Origin of the sequence: Oleiphilus messinensis, assembly GCF_002162375.1 — a bacterium.
Taxonomy (GTDB): domain Bacteria; phylum Pseudomonadota; class Gammaproteobacteria; order Pseudomonadales; family Oleiphilaceae; genus Oleiphilus; species Oleiphilus messinensis.
Genome location: NZ_CP021425.1, coordinates 6,224,404 through 6,249,011 on the forward strand (window position 1 = coordinate 6,224,404; position 24,608 = coordinate 6,249,011).

The 24,608-nt window shown below is 45.7% G+C and carries 23 protein-coding genes; 15 read left to right on the top strand and 8 right to left on the bottom strand.

The genetic code is table 11. The features are described 5' to 3' along the window. Window positions 1–273 precede the first annotated feature (273 nt). The 10 genes from OLMES_RS27145 to OLMES_RS27190 all read left to right on the top strand — a co-directional run bounded on the left by OLMES_RS27145 (window position 274) and on the right by OLMES_RS27190 (window position 9,742). Entirely contained in the window at window positions 274–1,179 is a 906-nt protein-coding gene (locus OLMES_RS27145; protein ID WP_087464142.1) for a hypothetical protein, read from the top strand. Between the two features lie 14 nt (window positions 1,180–1,193). After that, window positions 1,194–1,658 (top strand): hypothetical protein, encoded by a 465-nt coding sequence (locus OLMES_RS27150; protein WP_157678651.1) that lies wholly within the window; start codon window positions 1,194–1,196, stop codon window positions 1,656–1,658. 310 nt (window positions 1,659–1,968) lie between these two features. After that, entirely contained in the window at window positions 1,969–2,580 is a 612-nt protein-coding gene (locus tag OLMES_RS27155) for an Eco29kI family restriction endonuclease (RefSeq protein ID WP_087464144.1), read from the top strand. Continuing rightward, the gene (locus tag OLMES_RS27160; RefSeq protein ID WP_087464145.1) at window positions 2,561–3,760 is read left to right on the top strand and encodes a DNA cytosine methyltransferase; all 1,200 of its coding nucleotides are present in this window, start codon (window positions 2,561–2,563) and stop codon (window positions 3,758–3,760) included. Before OLMES_RS27155 ends, OLMES_RS27160 begins: the two co-directional genes overlap by 20 nt. A 641-nt stretch (window positions 3,761–4,401) precedes the next feature. Next, window positions 4,402–5,121 (top strand): NYN domain-containing protein, encoded by a 720-nt coding sequence (locus OLMES_RS27165; protein WP_087464146.1) that lies wholly within the window; start codon window positions 4,402–4,404, stop codon window positions 5,119–5,121. A gap of 649 nt (window positions 5,122–5,770) precedes the next feature. Further along, window positions 5,771–6,085: an IS66 family insertion sequence element accessory protein TnpA gene (tnpA, locus tag OLMES_RS27175; protein WP_087464148.1), complete on the top strand. Its 315-nt coding sequence runs from the start codon at window positions 5,771–5,773 to the stop codon at window positions 6,083–6,085. Continuing rightward, the gene (gene tnpB, locus OLMES_RS27180; RefSeq protein ID WP_157678629.1) at window positions 6,085–6,453 is read left to right on the top strand and encodes an IS66 family insertion sequence element accessory protein TnpB; all 369 of its coding nucleotides are present in this window, start codon (window positions 6,085–6,087) and stop codon (window positions 6,451–6,453) included. Before tnpA ends, tnpB begins: the two co-directional genes overlap by 1 nt. Window positions 6,454–6,499: 46 nt before the next feature. Further along, entirely contained in the window at window positions 6,500–8,125 is a 1,626-nt protein-coding gene (tnpC, locus tag OLMES_RS27185; RefSeq protein ID WP_087464149.1) for an IS66 family transposase, read from the top strand. 681 nt (window positions 8,126–8,806) lie between these two features. Continuing rightward, on the top strand, window positions 8,807–8,959 hold the full coding sequence (locus OLMES_RS28450; RefSeq protein WP_198343152.1) for a hypothetical protein: 153 nt from the start codon (window positions 8,807–8,809) through the stop codon (window positions 8,957–8,959). A gap of 177 nt (window positions 8,960–9,136) precedes the next feature. Beyond that, window positions 9,137–9,742, top strand: a complete 606-nt coding sequence (locus tag OLMES_RS27190) for a hypothetical protein (RefSeq protein ID WP_087464150.1) — start codon at window positions 9,137–9,139, stop codon at window positions 9,740–9,742. Window positions 9,743–9,968: 226 nt separating this feature from the next. Here OLMES_RS27190 and OLMES_RS27195 read toward each other — a convergent pair whose 3' ends face one another. The 6 genes from OLMES_RS27195 to OLMES_RS27220 all read right to left on the bottom strand — a co-directional run bounded on the left by OLMES_RS27195 (window position 9,969) and on the right by OLMES_RS27220 (window position 15,547). Next, entirely contained in the window at window positions 9,969–10,370 is a 402-nt protein-coding gene (locus OLMES_RS27195) for a type II toxin-antitoxin system VapC family toxin (protein ID WP_087464151.1), read from the bottom strand. Continuing rightward, window positions 10,367–10,609, bottom strand: coding sequence for a FitA-like ribbon-helix-helix domain-containing protein (locus tag OLMES_RS27200; protein WP_087464152.1), 243 nt, complete (start codon window positions 10,607–10,609; stop codon window positions 10,367–10,369). The genes OLMES_RS27195 and OLMES_RS27200 overlap by 4 nt, the downstream gene beginning before the upstream one ends. Before the next feature lie 282 nt (window positions 10,610–10,891). After that, window positions 10,892–13,078, bottom strand: coding sequence for a TonB-dependent siderophore receptor (locus OLMES_RS27205; RefSeq protein WP_198343153.1), 2,187 nt, complete (start codon window positions 13,076–13,078; stop codon window positions 10,892–10,894). Window positions 13,079–13,184: 106 nt separating this feature from the next. After that, entirely contained in the window at window positions 13,185–13,529 is a 345-nt protein-coding gene (locus OLMES_RS27210; RefSeq protein WP_087464153.1) for a DUF3325 domain-containing protein, read from the bottom strand. Then, window positions 13,522–15,222, bottom strand: a complete 1,701-nt coding sequence (locus tag OLMES_RS27215; protein WP_087464154.1) for a PepSY-associated TM helix domain-containing protein — start codon at window positions 15,220–15,222, stop codon at window positions 13,522–13,524. Before OLMES_RS27215 ends, OLMES_RS27210 begins: the two co-directional genes overlap by 8 nt. 10 nt (window positions 15,223–15,232) lie before the next feature. After that, window positions 15,233–15,547 carry an iron uptake protein gene (locus OLMES_RS27220; RefSeq protein WP_198343154.1) on the bottom strand — a complete coding sequence of 105 codons (315 nt, stop codon included), beginning with the start codon at window positions 15,545–15,547 and terminating at the stop codon, window positions 15,233–15,235. A gap of 260 nt (window positions 15,548–15,807) precedes the next feature. Between OLMES_RS27220 and OLMES_RS27225 the strand changes: the two genes are divergently transcribed. Further along, complete coding sequence (locus OLMES_RS27225) at window positions 15,808–16,125, top strand: hypothetical protein (RefSeq protein ID WP_198343155.1); 318 nt, start codon at window positions 15,808–15,810, stop codon at window positions 16,123–16,125. Beyond that, a complete protein-coding gene (locus tag OLMES_RS27230; RefSeq protein WP_087464155.1) occupies window positions 16,122–17,717 on the top strand; it encodes a PepSY-associated TM helix domain-containing protein in 1,596 nt (531 codons plus the stop codon). The genes OLMES_RS27225 and OLMES_RS27230 overlap by 4 nt, the downstream gene beginning before the upstream one ends. On the opposite strand, the gene OLMES_RS28195 is transcribed toward OLMES_RS27230, so the two are convergent. Further along, window positions 17,707–17,985, bottom strand: a complete 279-nt coding sequence (locus tag OLMES_RS28195; protein WP_157678652.1) for a hypothetical protein — start codon at window positions 17,983–17,985, stop codon at window positions 17,707–17,709. The genes OLMES_RS27230 and OLMES_RS28195 overlap by 11 nt on opposite strands. Window positions 17,986–18,082: 97 nt before the next feature. Beyond that, a complete protein-coding gene (locus OLMES_RS27240) occupies window positions 18,083–20,254 on the bottom strand; it encodes a TonB-dependent receptor plug domain-containing protein (RefSeq protein ID WP_087464157.1) in 2,172 nt (723 codons plus the stop codon). A gap of 463 nt (window positions 20,255–20,717) precedes the next feature. Here OLMES_RS27240 and OLMES_RS27245 point away from each other — a divergent pair, with 463 nt between their 5' ends. The 3 genes from OLMES_RS27245 (at window position 20,718) to OLMES_RS27255 (ending at window position 24,219) form a co-directional block, all read left to right on the top strand. Further along, complete coding sequence (locus OLMES_RS27245) at window positions 20,718–22,007, top strand: hypothetical protein (protein ID WP_087464158.1); 1,290 nt, start codon at window positions 20,718–20,720, stop codon at window positions 22,005–22,007. 267 nt (window positions 22,008–22,274) lie between these two features. After that, window positions 22,275–23,909, top strand: a complete 1,635-nt coding sequence (locus tag OLMES_RS27250) for a mucoidy inhibitor MuiA family protein (RefSeq protein WP_087464159.1) — start codon at window positions 22,275–22,277, stop codon at window positions 23,907–23,909. Window positions 23,910–23,955: 46 nt separating this feature from the next. Continuing rightward, on the top strand, window positions 23,956–24,219 hold the full coding sequence (locus tag OLMES_RS27255; protein ID WP_087464160.1) for a hypothetical protein: 264 nt from the start codon (window positions 23,956–23,958) through the stop codon (window positions 24,217–24,219). Window positions 24,220–24,608 lie beyond the last annotated feature (389 nt).

The window sequence follows — 24,608 nt, forward strand, 5'->3', positions numbered from 1 at the left end:
AGTGAGGAAGGCAGGATAAATATCGTATTCAGCAACATATTCATGCGGTAGATACATGAATAATTTCTACGCGTGTTTGAGATTCACCATTTATCGTATTGAGGTGCCCGAAAGCGGATGGTTTCGACATAATTTCTCACTAATTGCGTAACATTTCATTTTTTATTTGGCGCAAACAAGGTAGATTAGAAGTTTGCGAAATAAGCAATAATGCTCTTCACGAGTTATGTGGATGCAAACTCGTTCGCCCCCCAAATAAGACAAGGATGAAACATGGAACGTAGACAGCGCTACCAGGAAATGCGCGAGAGAACCCGCCGTAGACACGAAATCAATCAAACACTACTGAAAAATCGCGAAGAAGCTTATATTCTCGATGCCAAAGAAATGCAGGAACTTTGGCTTTCCTATCAGATATCACTAGGCAATACGCTCAGCCAAGCCAAAGCCAACCTTCAAGACATTTGGAAAACTGAAATCAAAGGTTTCAGTATTGCTGCAATCTCAGGATACTTAGCTGGTTTTTTTCCAGCAGGACAAGATGCTGTCATACTTGCCAAACTGGCACAGGATATGAAAAAAGGTGGAAGCTACCTGAGCAAGTACACCATCAAAGCACACAATGGTAAAACCTACATCATCTTGAAAGGATACCCAGGCCTCCGATCCATTTTTACCGGAACGCGATATCTTGCCAACAACTCCAAAGTCATCCAAATGGGGATCGGCAAAGAAGCTGTAAAGGGCATGATCAAAAGTGGAGGTGTTTTCACACTTGTATTACTCTCCGCATATCGCGTTGCAGACTATTTTATTCGCGATGAGGCAACATGGCATGACATCGTAGGCGGAATGGCTGTGGATATTGTGAAAGTTGGTGTAACTATTTCTGCAGCCTCACTAGCTATGACGGGGACTGCTTTGATGGTTTCAGTTGCAATAGGGCCGCTAGTCGCAGCAGTCTTCATAGGTACAATGGTCGCTGCAGGTCTCGAAGTGATTGACTATAAGTACAATACTACCACTCAAGTGATTGAAACTTTACGAAAGCTGGAACTTGAAGTGTTAAATAATTTTGAGGCTCAAAAACGAGAATTCAAACAGAATCTGAGTACAAGCCAAGGTCAACTTTATTTCATCCAACGCTTTTTTAGAACTTCATCGACTTATGCCCCTTAATGAGAACAGATACTGTGCATACTGAAAAGCCTTCACCTTCGTTAATAATTAGTACATTCATAATGTTTGTTGGCCTATCTATTGGCTCAGCTTATTTCCTAATTTCAGAATTAGGTTCACTACTGTCGGCAGTAAATAGTCAACTTGCTCATTTCAATTTCGAAAAATTTTCTCTCCTTGGCTTTGGTGGATTCATTGGCTTATGTTCATTTTCGGTATTAACCGGTGCTTACCTTATTGGATCTCCTCTGCAAGATTATGGCCAGGCAATTGCGATAAAAATTGCCCTCGCAGGGTTGGTGATCATGATTGTGGGACGAATTGTCGGTGGCTACGTGATCGACTACATATTGATATCCAACGGCTATCAAGAATGCCGGGAGCTCATTGATATGGGCCCTCGTCATCGACTGGAAACCTGGGCACGGTCAGAAGACATTTGTGAGATGCTCAAGTCAGATGGATTGCAAACACAGTAAATTATCATCAACAGAGACAAGTGCCCTGCACAATCATCTTCTCGATTGGCCATACGAGCAATGGGTTCGTGTGAGTGGTGGGCTGTTTAGTGATTTTTGTGCTACTTATTCAAAGTCGATTTTTTTGATAATGCTTCCTTTTCCTAAGGCTAAAGACTGGAACACTTATAGTTAACGTTACTATCAACCACTGTGGATAAGGCTTGAAGACGTGACAGAATTGAAAAATTGTGTTCGCTGGAAGTTACTTACGAAGCGTCAAAGGTAATACACTGTTAGGGGCTACCCAAGATTTTAACTAAGGATGTAAATGAAATTAGAAGAACATATTTATCGGTCTGAGTCTTTTGTTGCGCTTATCGAAGACGCAGTTGAATTTATGATAAATACGCCGTTTGAGCAGCTTCCCCCAGAGGTAAAGTTCGCTGGTGGTGGCGTATATGCGCTTTACTATAAAGGGGATTTTCCGCAATACAAAAAGATCTATAGCAAGGCTCCAGATCTCCCAATTTATGTGGGTAAAGCAGTATTACCGGGATGGAGGCAAGGTCGAGGTAGTGCTAAAGAAAATGACTCAGCTTTATACAGAAGGTTAAACGAGCACGCGAGAAGCATAAATGCTGTAGAGAATCTTCAGGTTGAAGATTTTTCATGCAGATTTATCGTGTTAAAGGATCAGGAAGCTGACCTAATAAGTACAGTAGAAGCGGCTATGACTCGCAGGTATAATCCTCTTTGGAACTCTCACATTGATGGGTTTGGCAATCATGATCCCGGTAAGGGAAGGTATGAACAAGCAAAATCTGAATGGGACGTGCTGCACCCCGGTCGAGTTTGGGCTGATCGACTAAAAGGTACGCCGCCTGATGAGAATAAAGTTGAAGAAAAAATAGGTGTTTATCATGTCAATAAATCAACCTAGTTCAGTTGAGTTGTTTTCTGGAGCTGGCGGGTTAGCTTTGGGGTTGGCAAACAGTGGCTTTAAGCACGAAATGCTCGTTGAATTTAATAAAGATGCTGTAAACACATTATTAAAAAACCACGATGAGGGGCAATCTCAAATAAAAAACTGGGATATCCAGCATGAAGATGTAAGAAATATATCATTCCAAAAATATAAAGGTAATCTTTCTCTGGTTGCTGGCGGGCCTCCTTGTCAACCGTTTTCATTGGGTGGAAAGCACAAGGCGTTTAACGATAACAGAGATATGTTTCCTCAAGCTGTTCGAGCAGTAAGAGAGTCAAAGCCTGATTCCTTTATTTTTGAAAATGTTAAAGGATTGCTGAGAAAAAATTTCAGCACATACTTTGAATACATAATATTGCAATTATCTTACCCAAATATCTCTAAGAAAGATGGCGAAGACTGGGAGAGCCATTTGGCACGACTCGAAGAAACTCACACGAAAGGCAACTATAGAGGCCTTAAATACAATGTTGTGTTTAGACTCCTAAATGCAGCAGATTATGGTGTTCCTCAAAAAAGAGAGCGAGTTTTCATTGTTGGCTTCCGTAATGATTTAAATGTTGAGTGGAGTTTCCCGAAGGCTACTCACTCTCAAGATGCCTTACTATGGGATCAGTGGGTTACTGGAGATTACTGGAAGCGCCTCAAGGTTGCTAAATCAGATAGGCCAAAGCTAAATCAAAGCCCAGAGAAAATCGCATCACGCCTTCAAAAAAAGTACGGCCTTTTTCAACCAGAAGAAAAACCATGGGTTACTGTCAGGGAAGCCATACAAGATTTACCTTCACCGAAAAGAAAAAATGATTTCAACAACCACGAATTTAAAGATGGTGCTAAATCATATCCTGGCCACACAGGAAGTCCCATTGACGAACCTTCTAAAACATTAAAGGCTGGAGATCATGGAGTCCCTGGTGGGGAAAATATGATTCGCTATAACGATGATTCTATTAGGTATTTCACCGTTCGTGAGGCCGCAAGAATTCAAACATTTCCTGATGATTATCATATTGCCGGAGTATGGAGTGAGTGCATGAGGCAAATTGGTAATGCGGTTCCCGTCACGCTAGCTGAAGTAGTAGCAAAGAGCATTTATCAAGTCATTGCCCCTAATCGGGTAACCGGGGGTATCTAGCCCCCAGTCCCCACAACACGCTGCATGCGGGTCCGCACAGGGCGTTTCACTCAGGATAGTGAAGCTTGATCCAGCCATCACGCAACGAGAATAACCCTTCAGATTTCTGACTTTGGTTCGTGGCTTTCGCCACTGTATCCAGTAAAGGACAACATGGACATGCACTATTTAAAATCCGTAATAGATTTTAAACTTAAAAGAGTAAAAACCGGTATTCTGTAAATGCGATATCGGAAACTCATCCAATCGGACGGTTAAAAAGTGGAGAATTTTGACTATCCGTGGGTGCTCGTTAAATTGAAGGCGAAAGCCATTCCTCTCTTGTTAAGTGAGCGTCAGAAAGGATGTTTGCGATTGGAGCGCTTAGGCCACGTGTGTCCTGAGTTTTCGCCTTGAATACTGCCGCTCGTAAATCGGTTCAAATTGGTTTATCCAGTCATGATTGGCTAGGCCCAGACGCCAGAGAATGGGTGGAAGTTGCTCTGGTATACTACCGCGTTTAGTAGGATGCAGAGCTCGTCCGGTATAATCCACGAGTTGCAAGTAATCTTGCCATGATAGGCGTGCCTGTCCTCGATGTTTTCGTATTTACGAGGCGTGGAAAATAATACGCTGTTACGCGTAAAACCGAGGAATAAAGCATGTCAGAAAATGGAAATGACAAGTTGGCGGTATTAATTGACGCGGACAATGCCCAAGCTACAATTTGCTCTGAGCTTTTAGCCGAGGTATCGAAATTTGGTGTTGCCAGTGTAAAACGTGCATACGGAGATTGGACAACCACAAACTTAAAAGGCTGGAAATCGTATCTGCACAAACACGCTATACAGCCAATCCAGCAATTTAGTTACACCCAAGGAAAGAACTCTACTGATTCATCATTGATTATTGATGCAATGGATCTTCTACATGAGGGTAAATTAGACGGTTTCTGCCTGATATCTTCTGATAGTGACTTTACTCGGCTTGCTAACAGGATAAGAGAGAGTGGTCTTCTGGTTTTTGGATTTGGAGAAAAGAAAACACCAGAAGCATTCGTGGCTGCCTGTGACAAGTTTGTCTACACAGAGGTTCTTAAGCCTTCCAAAGATCAAAACATCAAAGATGAGTCAGAAAACTTAGACTTAAAAGCCATCGTACTCGATGCTGTACATGCCGTCTCTAAAGATGATGGTTGGGCTCCCCTTTCTGGAGTAGGAGGCTATATAACAAAAAATATTCCATCTTTTGACCCTAGGAATTATGGCTACGACAAACTCGGTAAATTAGTTAAATCTTTAGGGTATCTTGAGTTTGAAGAGCGAAGCTTTAGTGACGGCTCATCAAATGTACATATTTATGTTAGAGAGAAAGACGCGTAACAAGCGCAAGAAGGCAAAAGCGGAGTAAAAGCAACTGTACGCTGGGCAATTATAAGTATTGTGGCTTCTTGGATCTTAAGCAATTATCAAGATCTGAAAGAGGTTGTTATTGGCATTATAAGCTAACAACCTGCTGTAATCGTTCGCAATATGCAGTGAACGATCGAATGGACAACATGGACATGCACCATTTAAAAACCGGATTAGATTTCAATCTTAAATGAGTCAAAACCGGTATTCTGTAAATGCGATATCGAAGAATCATCCAATCGGGCGGTTAAAAAGTGGAGAATTTCGACTATCCACGAGGTGCTCGCTAAATTGAAGGCGAAAGCCATTCCTCTCTTGTTCGCCTGACCAAATTTCTAAGAAACGTACTCTCTGGCAGTCATCGCTATGTCTGGAAATTGATTTAGTATTTTTTTATCGGCAGTTAATAGTTTGCAGTTTTGACTTTTTGCCAAGCAAATAAACTCAGAATCATAGGCTGAACAACCTGATTCATTTGCAGTAATTAATACATCGACAGAATTCACGGTGTATTCATTGTCTTCCAGTAAATAGTAAGCGCCAATAAATCCGCACGTATTTTTTACGGACAAACTTCGCCACACTGATTCCACTTTTCACTCACCGATAGGAATCAGTCATGACTTCACAAGAACGAGCCAATTTTTGGCATCAGCACGTTATCAATTGGCAGACATCTGGTTTTTCCGGGCAGGCCTATTGTAAACAGCAGTCGCTCACTTATCACCAGTTTGTCTATTGGCGAAAAAAATATGCGGATTCAAATCAGGATTGCGAGCTCACTGAGAGACCCGGATTTGCAAAAGTTGCCGCAGCAGATCACACGCTACCCCGTCAAGAAGGGCTTTCAATATCTCTGCCTAATGGTATGGCGATTTCCGGATTGCATGGTGACAATATTCATTTACTCGGTGCCATTCTGGAGCAGTTGTGATGCGAGCGCGATATCTCCGTCCCGCTTTGGAAATCCCCGAGATCTATCTTTACCGTGCGCCAGTGGATTTTCGCAAACAGGTGAACGGACTCGCTACACTCGTTGAGCAAGAGCTGGGGCATAGTCCGTTCAGTGGAGCACTCTATGTATTCACAAACCGCTATCGCAACAGGATTAAATGCCTGCTGTGGGAAGATAATGGCTTTGTCCTTTATTACAAGGCGCTTGCAGAAGAAAAATTCAAGTGGCCATCAGCATCCGATGAGTGGCTGACACTGACCGGGGAGCAAATCAACTGGTTGTTGGATGGCTATGATATTAGCCTGCTTAAAGGGCACCGAAAACTTCATTACGAATCGCTATTTTGATGAATTAAATAAAGCGTCATCATGTTGTTTTAGTTATAATTTCGAAATGAAAAAAGTACCCGATCTGCTCAAAAATCCAGACGATTACAGCAAACTCTCATCAGCAGAGTTGTTGGCTGTCATTGCAGATTTCCAGCAACAACTTGAGTCTCGGGAGAAGGTACTACAAGTCAAAGATGACGCCATCCACCAGCGTGATCGCTACATCACCCTTCTTGAAGAACAGTTACGCCTGAAAAAGGCCCAGCAATTTGCCGCCAGCAGCGAAAAACAGGCTTACCAGATCCATCTGTTTGACGAAGCGGAATTGGAAGAAGAACTTGAAGCCTTGCGCGAACAGCTGCCGGATGATGCAGACTCGCCAAAGCCAAGTAAGAAGAAACGCCGTCAACGCGGATTCTCGGACAAGCTGGTGCGCGAACGAATCGAACTGACCCTGTCAGAGGACGAAAAAGCGGGTGCCAGTAAAGTCTTCTTTACCAAAGTAAAAGAAGAGCTGCAGTTTATTCCGGCGCAATTAAAAGTATTTGAGATCTGGCAGGAAAAAGCCGTATTCCATGAAGATGGACAGGAACAGATTGTCGCAGCAAAACGTCCTGTTCATCCGTTGGGTAAATGCATTGCAACCACATCACTCCTGGCATATATCATCACATCGAAATATGCCGATGGTCTACCGCTTTACCGTTTAGAGAAAATGTTGGCTCGTCTGGGGCACGAAGTCAGTCGAACCAGTATGGCACATTGGATCATTCGGCTTGATGATGTATTCAAACCGCTCATTAATCTTATGCGGGACGTCCAGAACAGCAGTCGTTATCTTCAAGCAGATGAAACCCGGATACAAGTACTGAAAGAGGACTGCAAAAGTGTCCGATCTGACAAATGGATGTGGGTGATCCGGGGCGGCCCACCAGACCAGCCTGTCGTGCTATTTGAATATGATCCCTCTCGTTCGGGGAATGTTCCTGTTCGCCTGCTGGAAGGGTTTACGGGCACCTTGCAAGCCGATGGGTATGCCGGTTATGCCAAGGTATGTCGTGAAAACGATATTACTCGTATTGGCTGTTGGGATCACGCCAGACGTAAGTATATTGAAGCCATCAAGGGTGCACCGAGTAGTAGCAAAACTAAAAAAGGCAAAGTCAGCAAGGCCGACATGGCACTGAGTTACATTCGAAAGCTCTACGCAATTGAGCGTGAGATACAGGATCGAAAAGAGGCTGAACGGTACCGTGTCCGTCAGGAAATGAGTGTTCCACTGCTGAACGAATTCAAGAGCTGGCTGGAGAAAAACGTCAGCAAGGTCATGAAAGGATCGCTCACCCGTACGGCCATGGAATACACCTTAAACCAGTGGCCTTATCTGATAGGATATTGTGAGAAAGGCTATCTCAATATCAGCAATGCATTGGCAGAAAATGCGATACGTCCTTTTGCCATAGGCCGGCGCGCTTGGCTGTTTGCTGATACGAGCCAAGGTGCCAGAGCCAGTGCGACCTGCTACTCCTTGATCGAGACCGCTAAAGCCAACCAACTGGAACCTTCTGCTTACATCCATTATGTTCTGAATCGAATCGGTGAGGCGGATACGGTTGAGAAACTTGAAGCCCTGTTACCGTGGAATGTCGTGTTGGAGTCTTCTTTAAAAAATGTGGCTCAATACAGTTAGGGGAAGTGTGTCGATTTAACGGCGCTTACTTTCCTTTAGCTTGTCGTCTGGATCAGTCGAGTTCTCGATGGAAACAGAAAGCGACATAACCGGTCATGGCCACCGCATTTTGGGCAACAATAAGTCTGCTCTTTCTCATGAGTATCATTTGAAACAGGCGAGGGACACCATGGACATGCACTATTTAAAATCCGTAATAGATTTTAAACTTAAAGGAGTAAAAACCGGTATTCTGTAAATGCGATATCGAAAACTCATCCAATCGGACGGTTAAAAAGTGGAGAATTTCGACTATCAGTGAGGTTCTCGTTAAATTGAAGGCGAAAGCCATCCCTCTCTTGTTAGGTGAGCGTCAGAAAAGATGTTTTCGATTGGAGCGCTTAGGCGGCGAGTGTCCTGAGTTTTCGCCTTGAATACTGCCACTCGTAAATCGATTCAAATTGTGTTGATCGGGTTATCCAGTCATGATTGGCTAGGCCCAGACGCCAGAGAATGGGCGGAAGTTGCTCTGGTATACTACCGCGTTTAGTAGGATGCAGAGCTCGTCCGGTATAATCCACGAGTTGCAAGTAATCTTGCCATGATAGGCGTGCCTGTCCTCGATGTTTTCGGAAAAGAATGGCTTTAGCCCTAGAGAGGTTTTAGGTCAAATTTCTGGTGAGCCTTCTTGGATTCAAGGTAATGAAACACCAAATTGCGTATTCCGGCGAACGTGAACATGCATTCTCTGTAAAACCAGGAAAAGTGTTCATGGTCAACCAGAAAATGGGGGTTCAGATGGGCCAGAATAGGCACCAAATTGCATTGCGTGTGAGAAGCCCATGGGACTTGTAGCTCAATTGGAGTAAGGACCAGACTGGAAAACTGAAATGAACTTTGGTGGTGGGGTGGCCTATTCGTTCCGCTGTCGCTGTAATGGTTCTGCAAAATTTTTATGGCAATGCTAATGCCAACCCGTAATAACGGCGTTATGCGCATCAATCTGCCAGATTTTGAAAGGGATATACAACATTGATCGAACTAATAAAGCGAATTTTTTCTATAACAATTGAGTATGTGGCATTCACGAAAAATGCTTCAAGTGAGTTTTTGGAAAAATCAAACGAAGTAGCAGGAGGTAATCTACTAGAGCTTGAATGGTACGATATAAATAATGTGCCAGAGGCAATGAAGCGACTTCAAAAAGTTAACGTGTTGGCAAACCAGCTCATGCAAGAATTTGAGGCAGCTAACATCATCATGTTCAACAAGTTTCTCATCACTGTATCTGGTGAGCATCCATTTGTAGTGAAAATCGTGGCAAAAAAGGCATCAGAGAGAGTGGTAGAGGAAGTAAATAAGACCAATCTAATTTTTGGTGTATATCAAAAAATAATTCATGAGAGTAATTCCTTTTTTGATTTTTTATTGAGTTTGTCAGGTCACTATGCCGTAACTGAAAACGAAATTTTGTTTGAAGATGATGATGATATTCGTGAATATACCGAACGCCTAAACAAAATTGAAGAATTTAGACAGCAGCTGTTCGCTCTTGAAAGGTACAATCGAAAACTAGTTGAACAAAACTTGAGGGCTCTGGAAATTGAAATATTCAACCATTCTGGCTCAGAGGCATAGTTTCAATCTCAATGTGCAGAGTGCATCGAGACAACATGGACATACACTATTTAAAAACCGTATTAGATTTCAATCTTAAATGAGTAAAAACCGGTATTCTGTAAATGCGATACCGAAGACTCATCCAATCGGACGGTTAAAAAGTGGAGAATTTCGACTCTCTGTGAGGTGCTCGTCAAATTGAGAAGGCGAAAGCCATTCCTCTCTTGTTCGCCTGAACAAATTTCTAAGAAACGTACTCTCTGGCAGACATCGCTATGTCTGGAAATTGATTTAGTATTTTTTTATCGGCAGTTATTAGTTTGCAGTTTTGACTTTTTGCCAAGCAAATAAACTCAGAATCATAGGCTGAACAACCTGATTCATTTGCAGTAATTAATACATCGACAGAATTCACGGTGTATTCATTGCCTTCCAGTAAATGCTCAGCTTGCTGTTGTATCTCCAAGGCATCGTCCATAGAAATAAGCGCTTTTCTAAGGTACAAAGCCAATATGTTTCGTAACTCACTACGCCATAAAACAGGGGCAATCCAATCAGGGTCTTTTAATAGCAGGGCTTCTACGTAGTCGCTATAATCAGAGGGCAAATAAAGGTAAGCTATTGTGTTAGTGTCAGCGACAATCATTCTCTGCCTTCAGCTTTCGCATAAGTTAAATCTTCCTCAGTCACTTTCAAACCTTTTAGTTTTTGCCTCATTGTTCGTGCATTCATTAAAAGTTGGTTTTTATCTATTTTTTGTGGTGTCAAAACCTTTTCCAGGCATACAATAAGCTCACTATTTATACTTCTGTGGTTTGCTTCAGCGGATTGTTTTAGCTGGCTGTATAAAGTGTCTGGTATATTCTTTACTGTAATTGCGGGCATAAAAAACACTCATGGTTGCAATATGGTTTCTTTATGGTTTCACATATAAATCATCTTAACAACTGACTATGTTCCCACGGCAAGCCTTCAAGCCATTTTCTCATCCCAGAATGTTCCGTTCTTGACCATCGTATTCAGGATAGTCCATTGCTTCCGCATACAGGCAACCATGGCCACTTTTGTGGGGTCACCATCCGCTCATACATTGGCTTCAATTGTAGGTGGTATTGTATGACAGGCATGATCGATATGAACGATGCATGCCCCTCAGGCAAAGAATTATCAGAACGCGTATTTCAGCGACACACTGGCATTACGCGGTGCACCATAGGCTAGCTGGCTGTAGAAGCCTATTTGGCTGTAATAGGTCTCATCCAACAAATTGTTCACATTCAATTGAGCAGACAATTCTTTGTTGAAAGCATATTTGGCCATCAGACTCACCAGCGCGTAGGCATCCTGTTCCAGTTTTTCGCCTTCACCCGTGACGGGATTCGTTCCATTCGTGTAGTTTCCGCTTTGCCAGTTGACACCCGCCCCCACTGCCAGGCCCTGAAGATCGCCTTGAAACTGATATTTGCTGAACACTTTCAGCAGGCGGCGGGGATGGCTGGTGTTCACCGCGCGCCCATTGGCATCACTCGCAGTAAATTGCGACCAGCCCAGGCTCAGCTGCAAACCCGGACTCACTTCACCCGCAACTTCGATTTCATAGCCCCGACTTTCTGCCCCCTCAGCTTGCACGTAAGCCTGTGCGATGGTTCCAGGAACAAGCTTGTCCCCATCGGGTTGGGCGACATTGTCCTGAAGAATCTGGAATACGGCGAGACTACCGTTCAACTTGCCATCCATGAGCTCTGCTTTCAACCCGATTTCATAAGTTTCACCACTAATCGGATCCAGCGTTTTACCCGTTGCGTCCTGCTCACTCTGGGGATTGAAAATATCAGCATAGCTGGCATAGGCAGACAACGCTTCACTGAGGTCATAGATGATGCCTGCATAGGGTAGGAAAACATGGTCATGCTCAATGGCGTATGGTCCTTGCCAATTTTGACCGCTGGTTTCCCAATCCGAAAGCCGGCCACCCACGATCACATTCAAATCCTCAGTCAAATCAAGACGGGTGACTGCATAAAATGCCGTTTCCTTCGTGTCTTGCTTATCTGTCAGGGTAGTTTCCCCCCAGACGGGTTCCGGATAGCGGCCATCCCACTCATTGAAATTGAAATCGACTTCAGATACTTCACGGTCGTAGAGATAGGAGCTGAAATCCTGATCACTGTTAATGGCACCGAAAGCAACCTCGTGTTTTCGACCCATCACAGTATAGGCCCCTGAGATATTCAGCGTAAAAGTGTCCTGTTTTCGTGTGGTATCGTAACGGCTGGGTGATGCGCCCATGCCAAGGCCGGTATCCCGATCTGGCACACCGTAAACCCACAACAGTTTCAACTCGCCCTTATTTTGTCCGTGATCATAGCGGAGTTGAGCATTCCAGTCTTTTGAAAAATGTTGGGTTAACGTGGCGAAATAATTTTCATTTGTGGATGCCCAGCCAGCCCAATGTGGTGCTTTAGACTTAGAGCGGGACCAATTGGTGCGGCTGCCATCTGTATACCAGACAGGTAATCCCCCCCAGGCAGATGAGGTCGGGTCGTTATTTTGATAGCTCGCCCCCAAACTGAGTTGTGTATTGGCAGTGATATCCGCATCGAGGACACCATACAGTACGGTTGTCTCATCTTCCCGATAATCGACAAAGGAGTCACTCTGTTCATAACTACCGACAATCCGGCCTCTTATATTGCCGCTTTCAACCAACGGCGAAGATACATCCGCTGTGGCACCATACGTATTCCATTGCCCGGCTTCGACAGACACATTCCCCGCCAACGTGCGGCTGTCTGCATGTTTACGCACCAAATTAATCGAGGCTGCCGGGTTACCGGTTCCGGTCATTAATCCCGTTGCCCCCCTGACCACTTCAACCCGGTCATATATAATTGTACTGGTTTGAGTTTCTCCTGCACTCCAACCCGGACTCCATGTCGTTGGGATTCCGTCTATCTGCAAGTTTTCGATGTCAAATCCACGCGCTTTGTAGCCATGCCTGGAACTATCGTATTCGCTCGCAGAAACCCCGGTGACGTTGTTAATAACATCTGTAATATCGTCGAGTTTTTGATCTTCAATACGTTGTCGGGTAACCACGCTGACAGACTGTGGTGTGTTGCGCATTGACATCGAAAGCGGTGTGGCCGTACCGACCATGGGTGTAGTATATGAATCTGAACCTTCTGTTGTTGCCGAAGTGTCCGCAACAATTTTAACATCGGGTAGAGACTGCATATCACCAGCGGTTTCCTGTTCCGGATTGGAACCTTCCTCCGCCCATACGACACCAGATCCAATGATGGACGAAATTGCAATAGACAAGACGAGTCGTTGAGTTGAAAGGTACTGCATTTGGATACTCCATAAGCGATCATTCAAATGTTACTGATAATTATTATCATTTACATTTCGATCACTATACCAGAAGGTATCCAAAGTGCAATTCCGCTGTCACATTTTAGTGCGTGCCATTATCCGATCGAGCCAGATTAACAGCTGAAAACGGGTAGAAAAACTGCATTAATTTCGGTTTTTTGCTCAACATCAGAGCAACCAAAATAGCCGACGTGGGTATCAACATGATCCAGACCAGAATGGCCATGGTTGGGTGATCCGCTTTAAAACAGCAAATAGCTGAAAGCAGCAACAAGCCCATGCCCACGGAGCGAATACGCAAAGCGTGAGCATTTGAACAGGTATTACCAAACACCTGCTTCCAATGGCTGTTAATGGAGAGCGCGAACCACGCCATACTCGTCAATGAAAAAACGATCGCGAAAAGCAACCAGAACACCTCACTCATATACACTCACCTGTGTCTCCACTGTTGTATTTTCGGTTTCCGTTGCGGATGTCTTCAATGCCAGTTTACGCGCGACCAGTGCAGCTATCGCTGCGGCGACCAGTAAACTCAAGTCAACGCCAGCGACTGGCCAATAGGTTTCGGTTATCACAGTTTTGAGCAAATGATCTCCGGTCGTCAGCCAATTCAACAACACGGCACTCACACAAAGCCCGACCAGCAGCCAGCATTGCTCACGCCAGGCAGGGTTTATCCCGGCCTTGGCAACTGGAGCACTGCGTACGGCAGCATGTAAAAATGTGGTACTCCAGGCGCTCCAGAAAACAACTTTTTCCCAGTCACCTTTGCCTTCCAGATTCATCGGTAAAACACGGTTTGCAACTAACATAGTGACTGCGGCAATAACCATCCCGGTAACGGTGGTAACCGCCAATGCATCGACCATTCGACTACCCTGTTGTCCAGCTCTCGCGTGGGATAACTTGCGTTTTTCGACGAAGAAGATAAATCCAGTCGCGATACAAACACTCCCGATTAATCCACCGAATACGTACAGCCAACGCAGCATCCAATGCTCAAAGTGTTGCAAGTGCAACCCGGTCAGAAATTCGTTAATTTCCGAAACAACAGCCCGGGGTGGATCTTCCCGGAGTACTTCACCCGTCGTGCCTTTGAAGTGAACACCTTCCCCCACCAATGCAACACGATCACTACCCGCCCGGTAGATTGAGACATAACCATTTGCGTCACCAACATGGGTGATGGTCAGAAAACCGACTTCGCCAGCCATATCACGTGCCGCCCAGCGCCGCTTTGCTTCGGCGACCATTGCATCAACGGAGGCAAATTGCGCAGGGCTACCTGCGGCATCATGGGGCAAACCAGTTGCGGCAGACTCAATAATTTCATGTTGATCATGGAGTGGTTTCAGCATTGTGCTGGTGACCGGAAAATACATCCAGCTGGCAAATATAATCAATCCGGTAAAGGCAAAGAAAAAATGAAAAGGCAGCGCAACCACTCCTGTCATATTGTGTAAATCCAGTGTACTGCGTTGAGTGCGCTTCCAGGGACGGAAGGTAAAAAACTCCCGAAATATTTTACGGTGCATAATCACGCCCGTAACCAATGCGGCCATCATTACCATTGCAGCCAGACCCACAATCCAGTAGCCCAAATTCTTCCAGGTAAAATTCAAACTGTAGTGCAGGGGATAAAACCAACGACTGCCGATTTTCAGATGATCGTCAGGCATTACGGTTCCGGATCGGGGATCAATGGTGAGACGACCGTGAATATGATTATGGTCATCCGGATTTTTTGGGTGCGGGACGCCGAAACCTGCCCCCATCGTCAGCACCGGATCACGATGCGTGGTATATGCCCAATATTCTTCTGGGGGGAGTGACTGTCTCGGCGTCATGGGGCCTTTACTGGCATCATGATACAGTGGCATCAATTTGTTGTATTCCTGCTCACTGGGTTCCAGTTGCTGCAAAATAGGCAATAACATGGTGTCGAAGGACGGCATGGGTTGCGGCTCGAAGCGGGTATCCGGTAACGCCCAACGATCGATTTCCCGATCAAATACCGAGAGCGCACCAAAGAAAAAGCACACCATTAATACGTATCCCAAAGCGAGACCAAACCAGGTATGAACCCATGCCATAGTATGGCGGAAACTGCTAAACATCGATACGCTCCTAATTTAAAATCATGTGCTGTAGAAGCCAGGCCGCTGTGGTGGTCAATAGTGCACCACCACCAAGTACTGCCCAGACCCAGGCAAGGCGAGGGGCTGCAAAAGCCCAGAGGAACAAAACCAGAAACAGTAGAAAGGCAATCAACAACATGGCCTCTTCAGCCACATGAAATTCCACATCCAATGCCACTAAGCCAGCAATACCAAGAGATGTTATCCCCCAGGTAAATGCGTAGCTGCCCAGTAAGGCAGTAGCAATCCGGCTTAACACCATCATGATTTGGTTTTGATTGAATTTCGCATTACGCAGATTCATAAGCGGCTCTCAGTAATTGGGGATGCTGTCACCACAGCCAGTCAGGAAAACAGTATAACATTGCAAATGGTAATCATTACAACATCCACTTTAAATTGATAATCATTATAGTTTGCATTAATATTTTCAAAATTTTATGTGATCGGTGACCACATTTGATGAATTTCAGAGATTGTCATTCGTTCGTCTTATGCACTGGCAGACAGGATTACTGCGCCGGTCCACTCACACTAAGGCAGTTAACAAGAGGAGGCTGATCGATGGGTCTCAGTTCAAGTCCAGGTTTAATCGTTAGGTATTTTGGCTTTTTAGGCAATGGCCGGTTCTGGCTGGCGGGTCCATTGGCGTTGTTTGTTTCCATTGCTGTTATGGCTGCGATGCCCCATGTATTGCCTGCAGGTACAGCCGGCATTGACCATCTGGTATTTCCCTTATTGTTGTTCCCTCTGGTCTGGACCGGTGCATTTATGTACGCAATTCTGGAGACCCGGCTTGGCCGTTGTGCAGGCGTGCTCGGTGGATTTCTATTACTGAATGGCGGATTGGTCGCAGCATCAATTGCAGGACTATTATCATGATCAAAACTTCCAAAACTCAAACCATGCGCATATTGTCAGTGCATGGCTGGTCAGGTGTGTTATTGGGCCTGGCACTTTATATCGTGGTCTTTACCGGCGCCATTGCGGTATTTGCACACGATATTGCTTTATGGGGGGTAAGCGGCACACCAGTACAGAAGCCATTGAGCCAGAATCTGGATGCTCATGTTCGAAATTTAGCGCAGCAAGTACCGGATGCCTATTTGGAAGAGTTAACGCTCTTCTATAACCCTGCGGGACAGATCATCGCCTTCTTCCATACTCACAAGGAAAATGACAATGGTCAGATGGGCGACTACGGCACCCGGTTTGTGTTTGACCCGATTTCCGGAGTAGTCCTACAACAACATGAAGGCTTCAGGGACGACCTGCCTGAAGACCCTTACAGTGCACTGGACAGATTTCTTGTGCAATTGCACATCAATCTGCATGCACCAGACCCTTGGGGACTTTACCTCACCGGTATTCTGGGTTTGGTATTGTTAGCAGCTGCCGCCACCGGCTTTATTTTACACCGCCATCTACTGAAAGATATGTTCCTGCCGCCACGACGCTCCAGTCTCGGCTTGAATGCAAGGGATAAGCACAATCTCGCCGCAACCTGGGGTTTGCCCTTCTCGATTATTCTCGCGGTTACCGGCGCGTTTTACAGCTTCGCCATCTCCCTTGGCCTGCCAGTCATTGCCATGAGTGCATTTGGCGGGGATCAAGAAAAAGTAATCGAAACCCTGGTGGGTATTCCAGAGGCTGAAAACCCGCAAACAGCCACCTTGACCAATCTTGACCACGTCATTGCCAATGCGACTGAGCGCTACGGCGTTGCGCCTGATTTTGCGTCGATTCATCACCTCTCACGGGCTGACTCGAAAATTATACTCTTTCATTTTCCGGCAGGTGGAACCCTTACACCCACTCAATATCAATACAGCGGCGCCACTGGCGAATTTTTAGGGATCAAACCACAAATCGGTACCGTTGAATCCGTTGGCAATACGACTGTCGGCGTGATTGCCGCACTTCATTTCGGACATTTTGCCGGCTGGATCTCCCGAGTCATCTGGCTGGCATTAGGACTATCGGTGTGCTACGTAACCATTACCGGAATCCAACTCTGGGTACAACGACGAGCACTTAACCCTCTCTGGCAACGGCTGGGGCGTACTGTGATTGTAGTCGGTTATGGCTTGCCGATTGCCATCGCTGCCAGTGCTTTAGGCTTTTTTATCGGCCTGCCATTGGAAAAGAGTACTGCAGCTGTGACAAACAGTTTTGTTTACACCTGTGTGTTACTCTGTCTGCTGGGTGTGGTTATTCAGAATGCAGACCGGCTACTTGGTCTGTTTCGAGGGCTCCTTGGCTCCACACTGCTGATCTTACCTTTGACGCGAATGGCCTTGAGTGACGTCTATTGGGCAGACTTATACGGTACAGCGAATAATACGGTCATGGTATTGGACATCGTATTGATGTTGGCCGGGGGCTGGTATGTCTATCAGGCGACACGGATCTTTTTTGAGCAGAACAAGAGCAGCTGGGCATCTACAGAGATGTCAGGCGAGGTTACAGAATGAACGGATTGATTTTAGTATTGTCTTCCTTAGGTTTCAGCGCAGCAGCATTTTGGTATTTGTGTGCAACCGATGGCAAACGGCTGAGGGCCTGGAAAGTGGCTCGCTCCCGAGCCACCACTATATCCTTAAAGCGATGGCGTTCGCTTGCCTGGCTTGCAGCCTTGGCACCCGGCATTGCACTGTGCACCCTTGAACAATACCCTGCTTTTATCATGTGGTTTGCAGCCGCCCCCATCGTGGCGTGGTGGCTGGTATTGTGTTGGCCCACCGATGTCGCCAGGAAATAACTGTCGCTTGAACACCCCCTACCAGGGCGCCAATACCAATACGCCCTGGTCAAATAATGGAAAACAACTCATGATCCGTTAAAAATCAACGGTTGTTTTCACATAAAAGGCCCGACCTGGCCGTTGAACACCATAATAGTCAAACAGCTTTTCATCTGTCAGGTTCTGTACTTCAGCACTGACGTTGAACGTATAGCGATCTATATCCCGTGTGTACGTGAGTGCCAGGGAATGACTGGTCTGCGACGGCACGGTTTCTTTAAATTGCTCTAAGCCGACACTTTCCCAGATCAGGTAAAACTCATCCACAAAGCGCGCGTTCCAATTCAGTTTTACTTTGTCATAATCTGCCAACACGCTCGTCCAGTTCAACCCGACTGTGGAGTTGAAAAACTGATACGGCCTATTCGGAATTTTATCCCCTTTGTATTTCGCGAACAGTCCATCATCTGAGGTATTGGTTAAATCAAATGTAGTGAAATTCATATCGATATCGATAAAGCCCTCAGGCGAAGTCCAGCCGACTGCGGCTTGTATACCTTTCGATTCGGCGCCCAGGACGTTTGCATAGTAAAGCTTGTCACCGGACCCCAGCAAAACGATGAGATTTTCTGCATCACGGATGAAGTAATTCGTGCCCGCCCGCCAATAACCAAAATCGCTTTCCAGGCCGTCTACAGTTAAGGACAGGTTATAGTTATGACTGGTTTCCTCTTCCAGATCCAAATTTTCAATAATCAGAACCGCATCACCGAAAATTTCTTCTGCACGGGGAAGACGAGTGGCGTATTCATATGAAAATTTACCAAATAACCAGTCTGTGAATTTGTAACGGGTTGCATTACCCCAGCCATGATTACTGATAGCCCGATCAGAACGGACAAATACCTTGCTGGCATATCCCGGTTGTTCGGATCGTATTTCCTGTCGGTAGTGTTTTGCGAATAAGATGTTCTGCAACCGGTCATCGAGCAGGTCCATGGTGTGCTCAATGCCGGCCACAACACTGTATAAATCCCGTAATGCTCTCAGGGGGTCCCGGTCACCTTCAGCCAGCAATTGCTCTTTGCCAGTACGATCATTCCAGGTTGGCGCGTAAGAAAAGTTCAGCAGATGTCCGGCGCCGATCTGCCAGCCGAGATTAATTCTTGCGAACTGCCTTTCATCCCAGGCCAAACGGTTTGTGGCATCATCTATTTCACCAGGAGATGGCGTACCCGTAACAATTCTTTCACCCAACCAATTGTATGAAAAATCAGCGATATCAATAAAATGGGTATCAATCTCTGAATGACCGATAGCAGCCTCAAGCTCAAGTGTATCGGTCAATTGATGTTGATAGCGCATATTAATGCCACGGGATTCACGATCCACGGTCGCTTCACCATACGCAACTCTCATATTTGCGCTGTGTTGAATATCTTTTGAATATTCACTGGTATACAGACTAATCTGCAAACGATCCGCCCAGCTTTGGTCAACAATACCAAGATCCAGGCTGGCGCCCTTACCACTATAAGTATCGTGAAATCGCTTAACCCTTGCTGGTTCGGGGCGGCCTACTTCGTTCGGCACTTGCACGTCAACTTCATAGTCGTTATCTGAACCGTCAGCAAATGCGTTTAGCCGCGCAAATAACCCACTGTCCTCATCCAAATGGGTCAGATTCAATGTAGATCTGAACGTATTAAAGTCGCCATACTGAACAGACGCTGACCCACTGGTACCTTCGACATTGTTGTCGGTAATCAGGTTAACCGCTCCACCCAGAGCATCGGCCCCAAATTTGATGGGCACTACACCGTGATAGATATCGACTCGTTCCACCAGGTTTACCGGTATGTTGCTAATGTCAAAGGTATAACTCGACATATCGAGCGGTATACCATCAATAAAAAAACGTACCTGATCATCGCTAAAACCATTAAGGGAAAAACGCGCTCGAGAACCCAGGCCACCACTCCGTCTAACACCGACCCCCTGTACTCGTGCAAGAATCTCCCCCATATCAGCGGTTAAATTCTGATCTGCTTTGATGTCTACCACATCGACCGCTTTTGCAGATTCAATCAGTTCATCCTCTTCGGATTTTCCGAAAATCACAACTTCCTGATGCTCCAGACTCTCCTCTTCCGTATTTTCTGATCCATTTGATTGTGCCCAGCTACTTAAGGGAATTGCCGCCACGACGGGCACACAAGCGAGCCATTTGAAACAAGAGGTCGGGGCCGCAGAAAAGTGTTTGATCATATAAACATCCTGTAATGCATTTTAAAAATTTAGGATACGAGAGCGTGTGTCGGGTATAGAGCACCAAATTCTTACTGGGTAAGTCTTAACCTGAAAAGTAATAACGCGAGCAGCTCAGTCAGCGCCGCAGTTATATCAATATTTTTTATCCACTGCACGAAATAAATACGAATGATTGCTAATACCTTTATCATTTAACTCGGAACAATAGGTTGTAACTATCCGAATTGTAACAATTGTAAACAGCGCAGAAGGCTTGTTGTTTTTGCATATGATAATTGTTATCGTTTGCGCCGCGCAAATTTGGTATACCACTGAAGTTGGTATGACGCCATTAAATCAAAGGGCGATTGACTTTTTCTATCAGAACGGGATTCGATTCTACCTTACTTATCTCCACGGTAACGTAAATTGGTAAAGCAGGTCGATTGCGCGTTTTTCAAGCTATTTGTAGGATGTTTCAATGAAAGCAAGTAAATTTTGTTCGCAATTACTGCCTAGCATGGTTATTGCCCTGTCACTGGTAGGATGCGGCTCAGACAGTGACTCTCCAACAAGCAACAACGACGGCAACACCTCCGTACCAGACGATAACAGCAGCAGCTCAGAGGGTGCGTTATATTTAGTCAAAAGCACCAGCTGGACAACTGATGACGGAATCGCAATGCATTTTGTCACCGATTCTCTGGATGAAAATACCGTATTCAATGAAGCCGATGCCCTGGCATTGGAGGGGTACCTTGGAGTCGCACTGCCAGAAGGAGACAATCCTGATAATGCCTTCTTTGTCGGATTGAATCCTGAACCCGTCTTTCAGCGTTACGTCGTAAGCGACGACGGTGAAATTACCCTGGATAAAGAAATTGATTTCACCAATCAAGGTGTATCCAACGGCAGAAACCTGATGCGTGCCTCGAAGATCATGTCTCCGACCAAAGGGTATATCGTCGACCCGAATTCACTGCAGATCATCATATTTAACCCAACCGAGATGACCGTAACGGGTACGATTTCTCTGGCAGATCTGGATGAACCAACGCTACCTAACCGCTGGTCGATTTTCCCAACCACTGACGGCGACAGATTTGTTGCCGTGATCACCTACTATGAGGCTGACTGGTCCAACGCCGCTCACAGTAAACTGGTCATTGTTGACTCCACTACTGATACCGTCACCTCTGACACCTCTACAGAATGTGGTGGTGTTTCAGCCTCTGCGAAGGACGCGGAAGGTAATATCTACTTTGCATCCCATGATGAAGTTGCGTTGGGTTTCCATCAGGGAGACCTCTCCTTCCCACCATGCGTCATCCGGGTATTGTCCGGGACCAATGAATGGGATGACTCCTATGTAATGAACATGCAAAACCTGACCAATGATGCACGCCTGGCTATGGCAACCATGAGTGGTATGGGTAATACCGGTTATACTCTGATTTTATCTGAAGCAGCACAGGCAGAAATCGACAGTTCCACAACAGCTCGTTCTCTGATTCGGGATGTTTGGGAGTTTCATAGTTTCGATCTGACCGACGATTCTGCTACAGCGACCAAGGTTGAAAATGTGTTGCCGACTATTTCCCGGGTTCAATATGGCACACTCGACCATGCAGAACTGGGCGATATCTCCTGGATGTTGCGAACAGATCAAACTGCGGCAGAGACCATCATCTATAACTCAACAGACCCCGCAAACTGGTCCACGTTGACCACCGTGCCGGGACAAATGGAATTGGTTGGAAGATTGAAGTAAACCGGATTATCCAATTATTCCCGAGGTGCGGAACATTTCTGCACCTCATCCCTATCCCCTACTCGGCTCATCACATTATCTGGCTGTTGTCTGATTACTGTCTGAGTTCTGTCTGAGTTCTGTCTGACTAGCCCGCCTGTTCATAGAACTACGTTGTTGCCCCCGTCGAACGCATGGAGTCGCATGTGCACGAATGTCCGCTCCAACAACGCGTACATCTGCTAAGCTGAAAGGACAGATTTTATCAATTATGGAGACGGGAATTCCATGTCCAATAGCCAATCCCAGATCATCACGGCTGGCGCGCAGAATCAAATTCGCCAGGTACTTATTTATGCTTCGCAGGCTGTTGTCGAACGGGTGGTCCGGGTAAAGGTCAACTCGGGGCAACAGCATATTATTGTTGAGACTCAAGCCAGTCTGTTGGATCGGGATTCACTGCAGGGACAGGTAATTGGTCAGGGTGAGATATTGGGGCTGCAACACCGGCAACAAGCCATCGCGATGTCACAACATCCGGAAGTTTCGGCATTGCAAGCACAAAAAGACAACCTCAATAATGATCGGCAAGTGCTGTTGAAAAGCAAAGACCGGCTGGACAAGCAACGCAAGTTTCTGGATTCAGTTGCCGGGTTTGCAAAAATTGAGATACCGGCTGAAATCAAAACACAGTTCCCTAATGTAGACAACCTGACCACACTGCTTAAGTTTCTCAACAATGAGTATGAAGAACTGGATCGGCAATCACTCAGGGTCGAAAAGCAAATAAACGAACTCGACCAACAGCTCGACGTTGTAACACGCAGCCTGGGGCAACACAGCCATTCGCGCAATAAAAGCAGCCATACCATAGAGGTCATTTTTCAATCTGACCAAGCTCAGGATATTACGATCCGCGTGAGCTATATCGTACCCAAAGCCAGCTGGTCCGCTATCTACAAATTACAGGTACCTGAAGACCACTCACAAATTTCACTGCAGTTGTTTGCACAGATAAGCCAGGATTCCGGTGAAGACTGGACCGATGTCGCACTCGTGTGTACCAATATGGTTCCAGTTCGCAACAGTCGATTACCGGACCTCAAAAGCTGGTACCTGTCTGAACCACGCCTCAATCGCTCCCTCCCGTCAATGCCGGTAGGCGCTGCCCCGGTAATGGCCGGGAGTGTTGAGGAAAATGTTGCCGAGTTTGATGATCTTGTTCTGGAAGACAGCGAGATGATGGCAGAACCGGAACCTGCGGCCAGCTACATCAGCTCGGAGAAAACCCAGTCCAGCCTGGCCTGTGAATATAAACTTCCCTTTACAGCCAGTATCAACAGTGGCGAGCGTCAGGCTTTGTACCCGCTGGAAACTAAGTCCTTAACGGGGACGTTTTACTATTATTGTGTCCCCAGCGAGAGCAATCAGGTTTTTCTGGTGAGCAAGGTCAACAGCGATCATGATCTGATGGCCGGACGTCTCAACTTGCACTATGGGCAGCAGTTCGTTGGCAGTACGCATGTAGAGGATAAAAAAGCGGGCGAAGATCTGTTATTGAACCTGGGCATTGATCGTCAGGTTCGGGTCCAGCGTAAGATCGTTACGGATAAACAGAATGAAACCCTGCTGGGCATGATGGACCGGCAAAATATCGCACGTGAAATGGCCCTGATTCTCACAGTGGAGAACCTGAAAGATGAAGCTATCTGCATTGAACTGTATGAAGCAATTCCTGTCCCCAAAACCGATAAAATTAACATTAAAAACCTGGAAATGACCCCAGCCCCGACCATTCAGGATTACCATGACCATAGGGGTGTCATGCAATGGCGACTTGAACTGGCCAGCAAGACAACACAAGAAATCAAAATTCAGTACTACATTAAACATCCAAAAGGCTTCTCACCTGCCGGTCTTTGAAGTTAAACTTGATAAGGTACTGATTGAAATTGCAACAGGCTACGTTATGGGTAAACCCACAGAAGACGAGTTAAAGCAGGCATTAACAAAGGCCGCAGAGCTACGGGAACAGGGTCAGGACAGTGACTTTGTTGCGAAATCGCTTTTGAGTCTGAACTACCGTCACAACAAAGCACTTCATGTAATTACACAAGTCAAACGCTACCTCCATAGCGGCAGCAGTGCGACGGAACATGCCCGGCTGACAAAATTAATCGAAGAGTTCGAAACCGTCGAGTCGGGCCCCCATGACCAAATCGGACTGCTATAGATTAGAACTAAAACTATACATCGATTAATGTACCATAGGCTATTTTTATAATTCGTAACAATCAGACATTTAATGCGTACAGACATTTTCCACTGCATCTACTAGCATTAAATTATCGGATTTATTGAGGTGCATTCAGGCCGCACCTCAAAGCCTTTCATGAAATTCTCACCTTGAGTTTAACCCGGTTATGCCGGGTTTTTTATTGTTCAGCAAAAATTATGGTTCATTTTTTGCTTACATGTTTTAGGATTATCTAACAAAAGATCCCGTTTTTGTTCGTATCACATGCTAAACTTATCGTGAAACGAAAAGTCAGAATGAAAATCTTCGAAATAAATACTGTCTTGCTTCGGAAATAGTACTGACTTGGAGTATCCTATTGCACG

Excerpts from the sequence above, each read along its gene's own strand:
- OLMES_RS28450 (WP_198343152.1), top strand. The coding sequence starts at position 8,807 with ATGAAACACCAAATTGCGTATTCCGGCGAACGTGAACATGCATTCTCT.
- OLMES_RS27225 (WP_198343155.1), top strand. The coding sequence starts at position 15,808 with ATGGGTCTCAGTTCAAGTCCAGGTTTAATCGTTAGGTATTTTGGCTTT.
- tnpA (WP_087464148.1), top strand. The coding sequence starts at position 5,771 with ATGACTTCACAAGAACGAGCCAATTTTTGGCATCAGCACGTTATCAAT.
- OLMES_RS27250 (WP_087464159.1), top strand. The coding sequence starts at position 22,275 with ATGTCCAATAGCCAATCCCAGATCATCACGGCTGGCGCGCAGAATCAA.
- OLMES_RS27155 (WP_087464144.1), top strand. The coding sequence starts at position 1,969 with ATGAAATTAGAAGAACATATTTATCGGTCTGAGTCTTTTGTTGCGCTT.
- OLMES_RS27255 (WP_087464160.1), top strand. The coding sequence starts at position 23,956 with ATGGGTAAACCCACAGAAGACGAGTTAAAGCAGGCATTAACAAAGGCC.
- OLMES_RS27165 (WP_087464146.1), top strand. The coding sequence starts at position 4,402 with ATGTCAGAAAATGGAAATGACAAGTTGGCGGTATTAATTGACGCGGAC.
- OLMES_RS27245 (WP_087464158.1), top strand. The coding sequence starts at position 20,718 with ATGAAAGCAAGTAAATTTTGTTCGCAATTACTGCCTAGCATGGTTATT.
- OLMES_RS27240 (WP_087464157.1), bottom strand. The coding sequence starts at position 20,254 with ATGATCAAACACTTTTCTGCGGCCCCGACCTCTTGTTTCAAATGGCTC.
- OLMES_RS27210 (WP_087464153.1), bottom strand. The coding sequence starts at position 13,529 with ATGAGTGAGGTGTTCTGGTTGCTTTTCGCGATCGTTTTTTCATTGACG.
- OLMES_RS27145 (WP_087464142.1), top strand. The coding sequence starts at position 274 with ATGGAACGTAGACAGCGCTACCAGGAAATGCGCGAGAGAACCCGCCGT.
- OLMES_RS27220 (WP_198343154.1), bottom strand. The coding sequence starts at position 15,547 with ATGAATCTGCGTAATGCGAAATTCAATCAAAACCAAATCATGATGGTG.
- OLMES_RS27195 (WP_087464151.1), bottom strand. The coding sequence starts at position 10,370 with ATGATTGTCGCTGACACTAACACAATAGCTTACCTTTATTTGCCCTCT.
- OLMES_RS27160 (WP_087464145.1), top strand. The coding sequence starts at position 2,561 with ATGTCAATAAATCAACCTAGTTCAGTTGAGTTGTTTTCTGGAGCTGGC.
- tnpB (WP_157678629.1), top strand. The coding sequence starts at position 6,085 with ATGCGAGCGCGATATCTCCGTCCCGCTTTGGAAATCCCCGAGATCTAT.
- OLMES_RS27205 (WP_198343153.1), bottom strand. The coding sequence starts at position 13,078 with ATGCAGTACCTTTCAACTCAACGACTCGTCTTGTCTATTGCAATTTCG.
- tnpC (WP_087464149.1), top strand. The coding sequence starts at position 6,500 with ATGAAAAAAGTACCCGATCTGCTCAAAAATCCAGACGATTACAGCAAA.
- OLMES_RS27230 (WP_087464155.1), top strand. The coding sequence starts at position 16,122 with ATGATCAAAACTTCCAAAACTCAAACCATGCGCATATTGTCAGTGCAT.
- OLMES_RS27215 (WP_087464154.1), bottom strand. The coding sequence starts at position 15,222 with ATGTTTAGCAGTTTCCGCCATACTATGGCATGGGTTCATACCTGGTTT.
- OLMES_RS27200 (WP_087464152.1), bottom strand. The coding sequence starts at position 10,609 with ATGCCCGCAATTACAGTAAAGAATATACCAGACACTTTATACAGCCAG.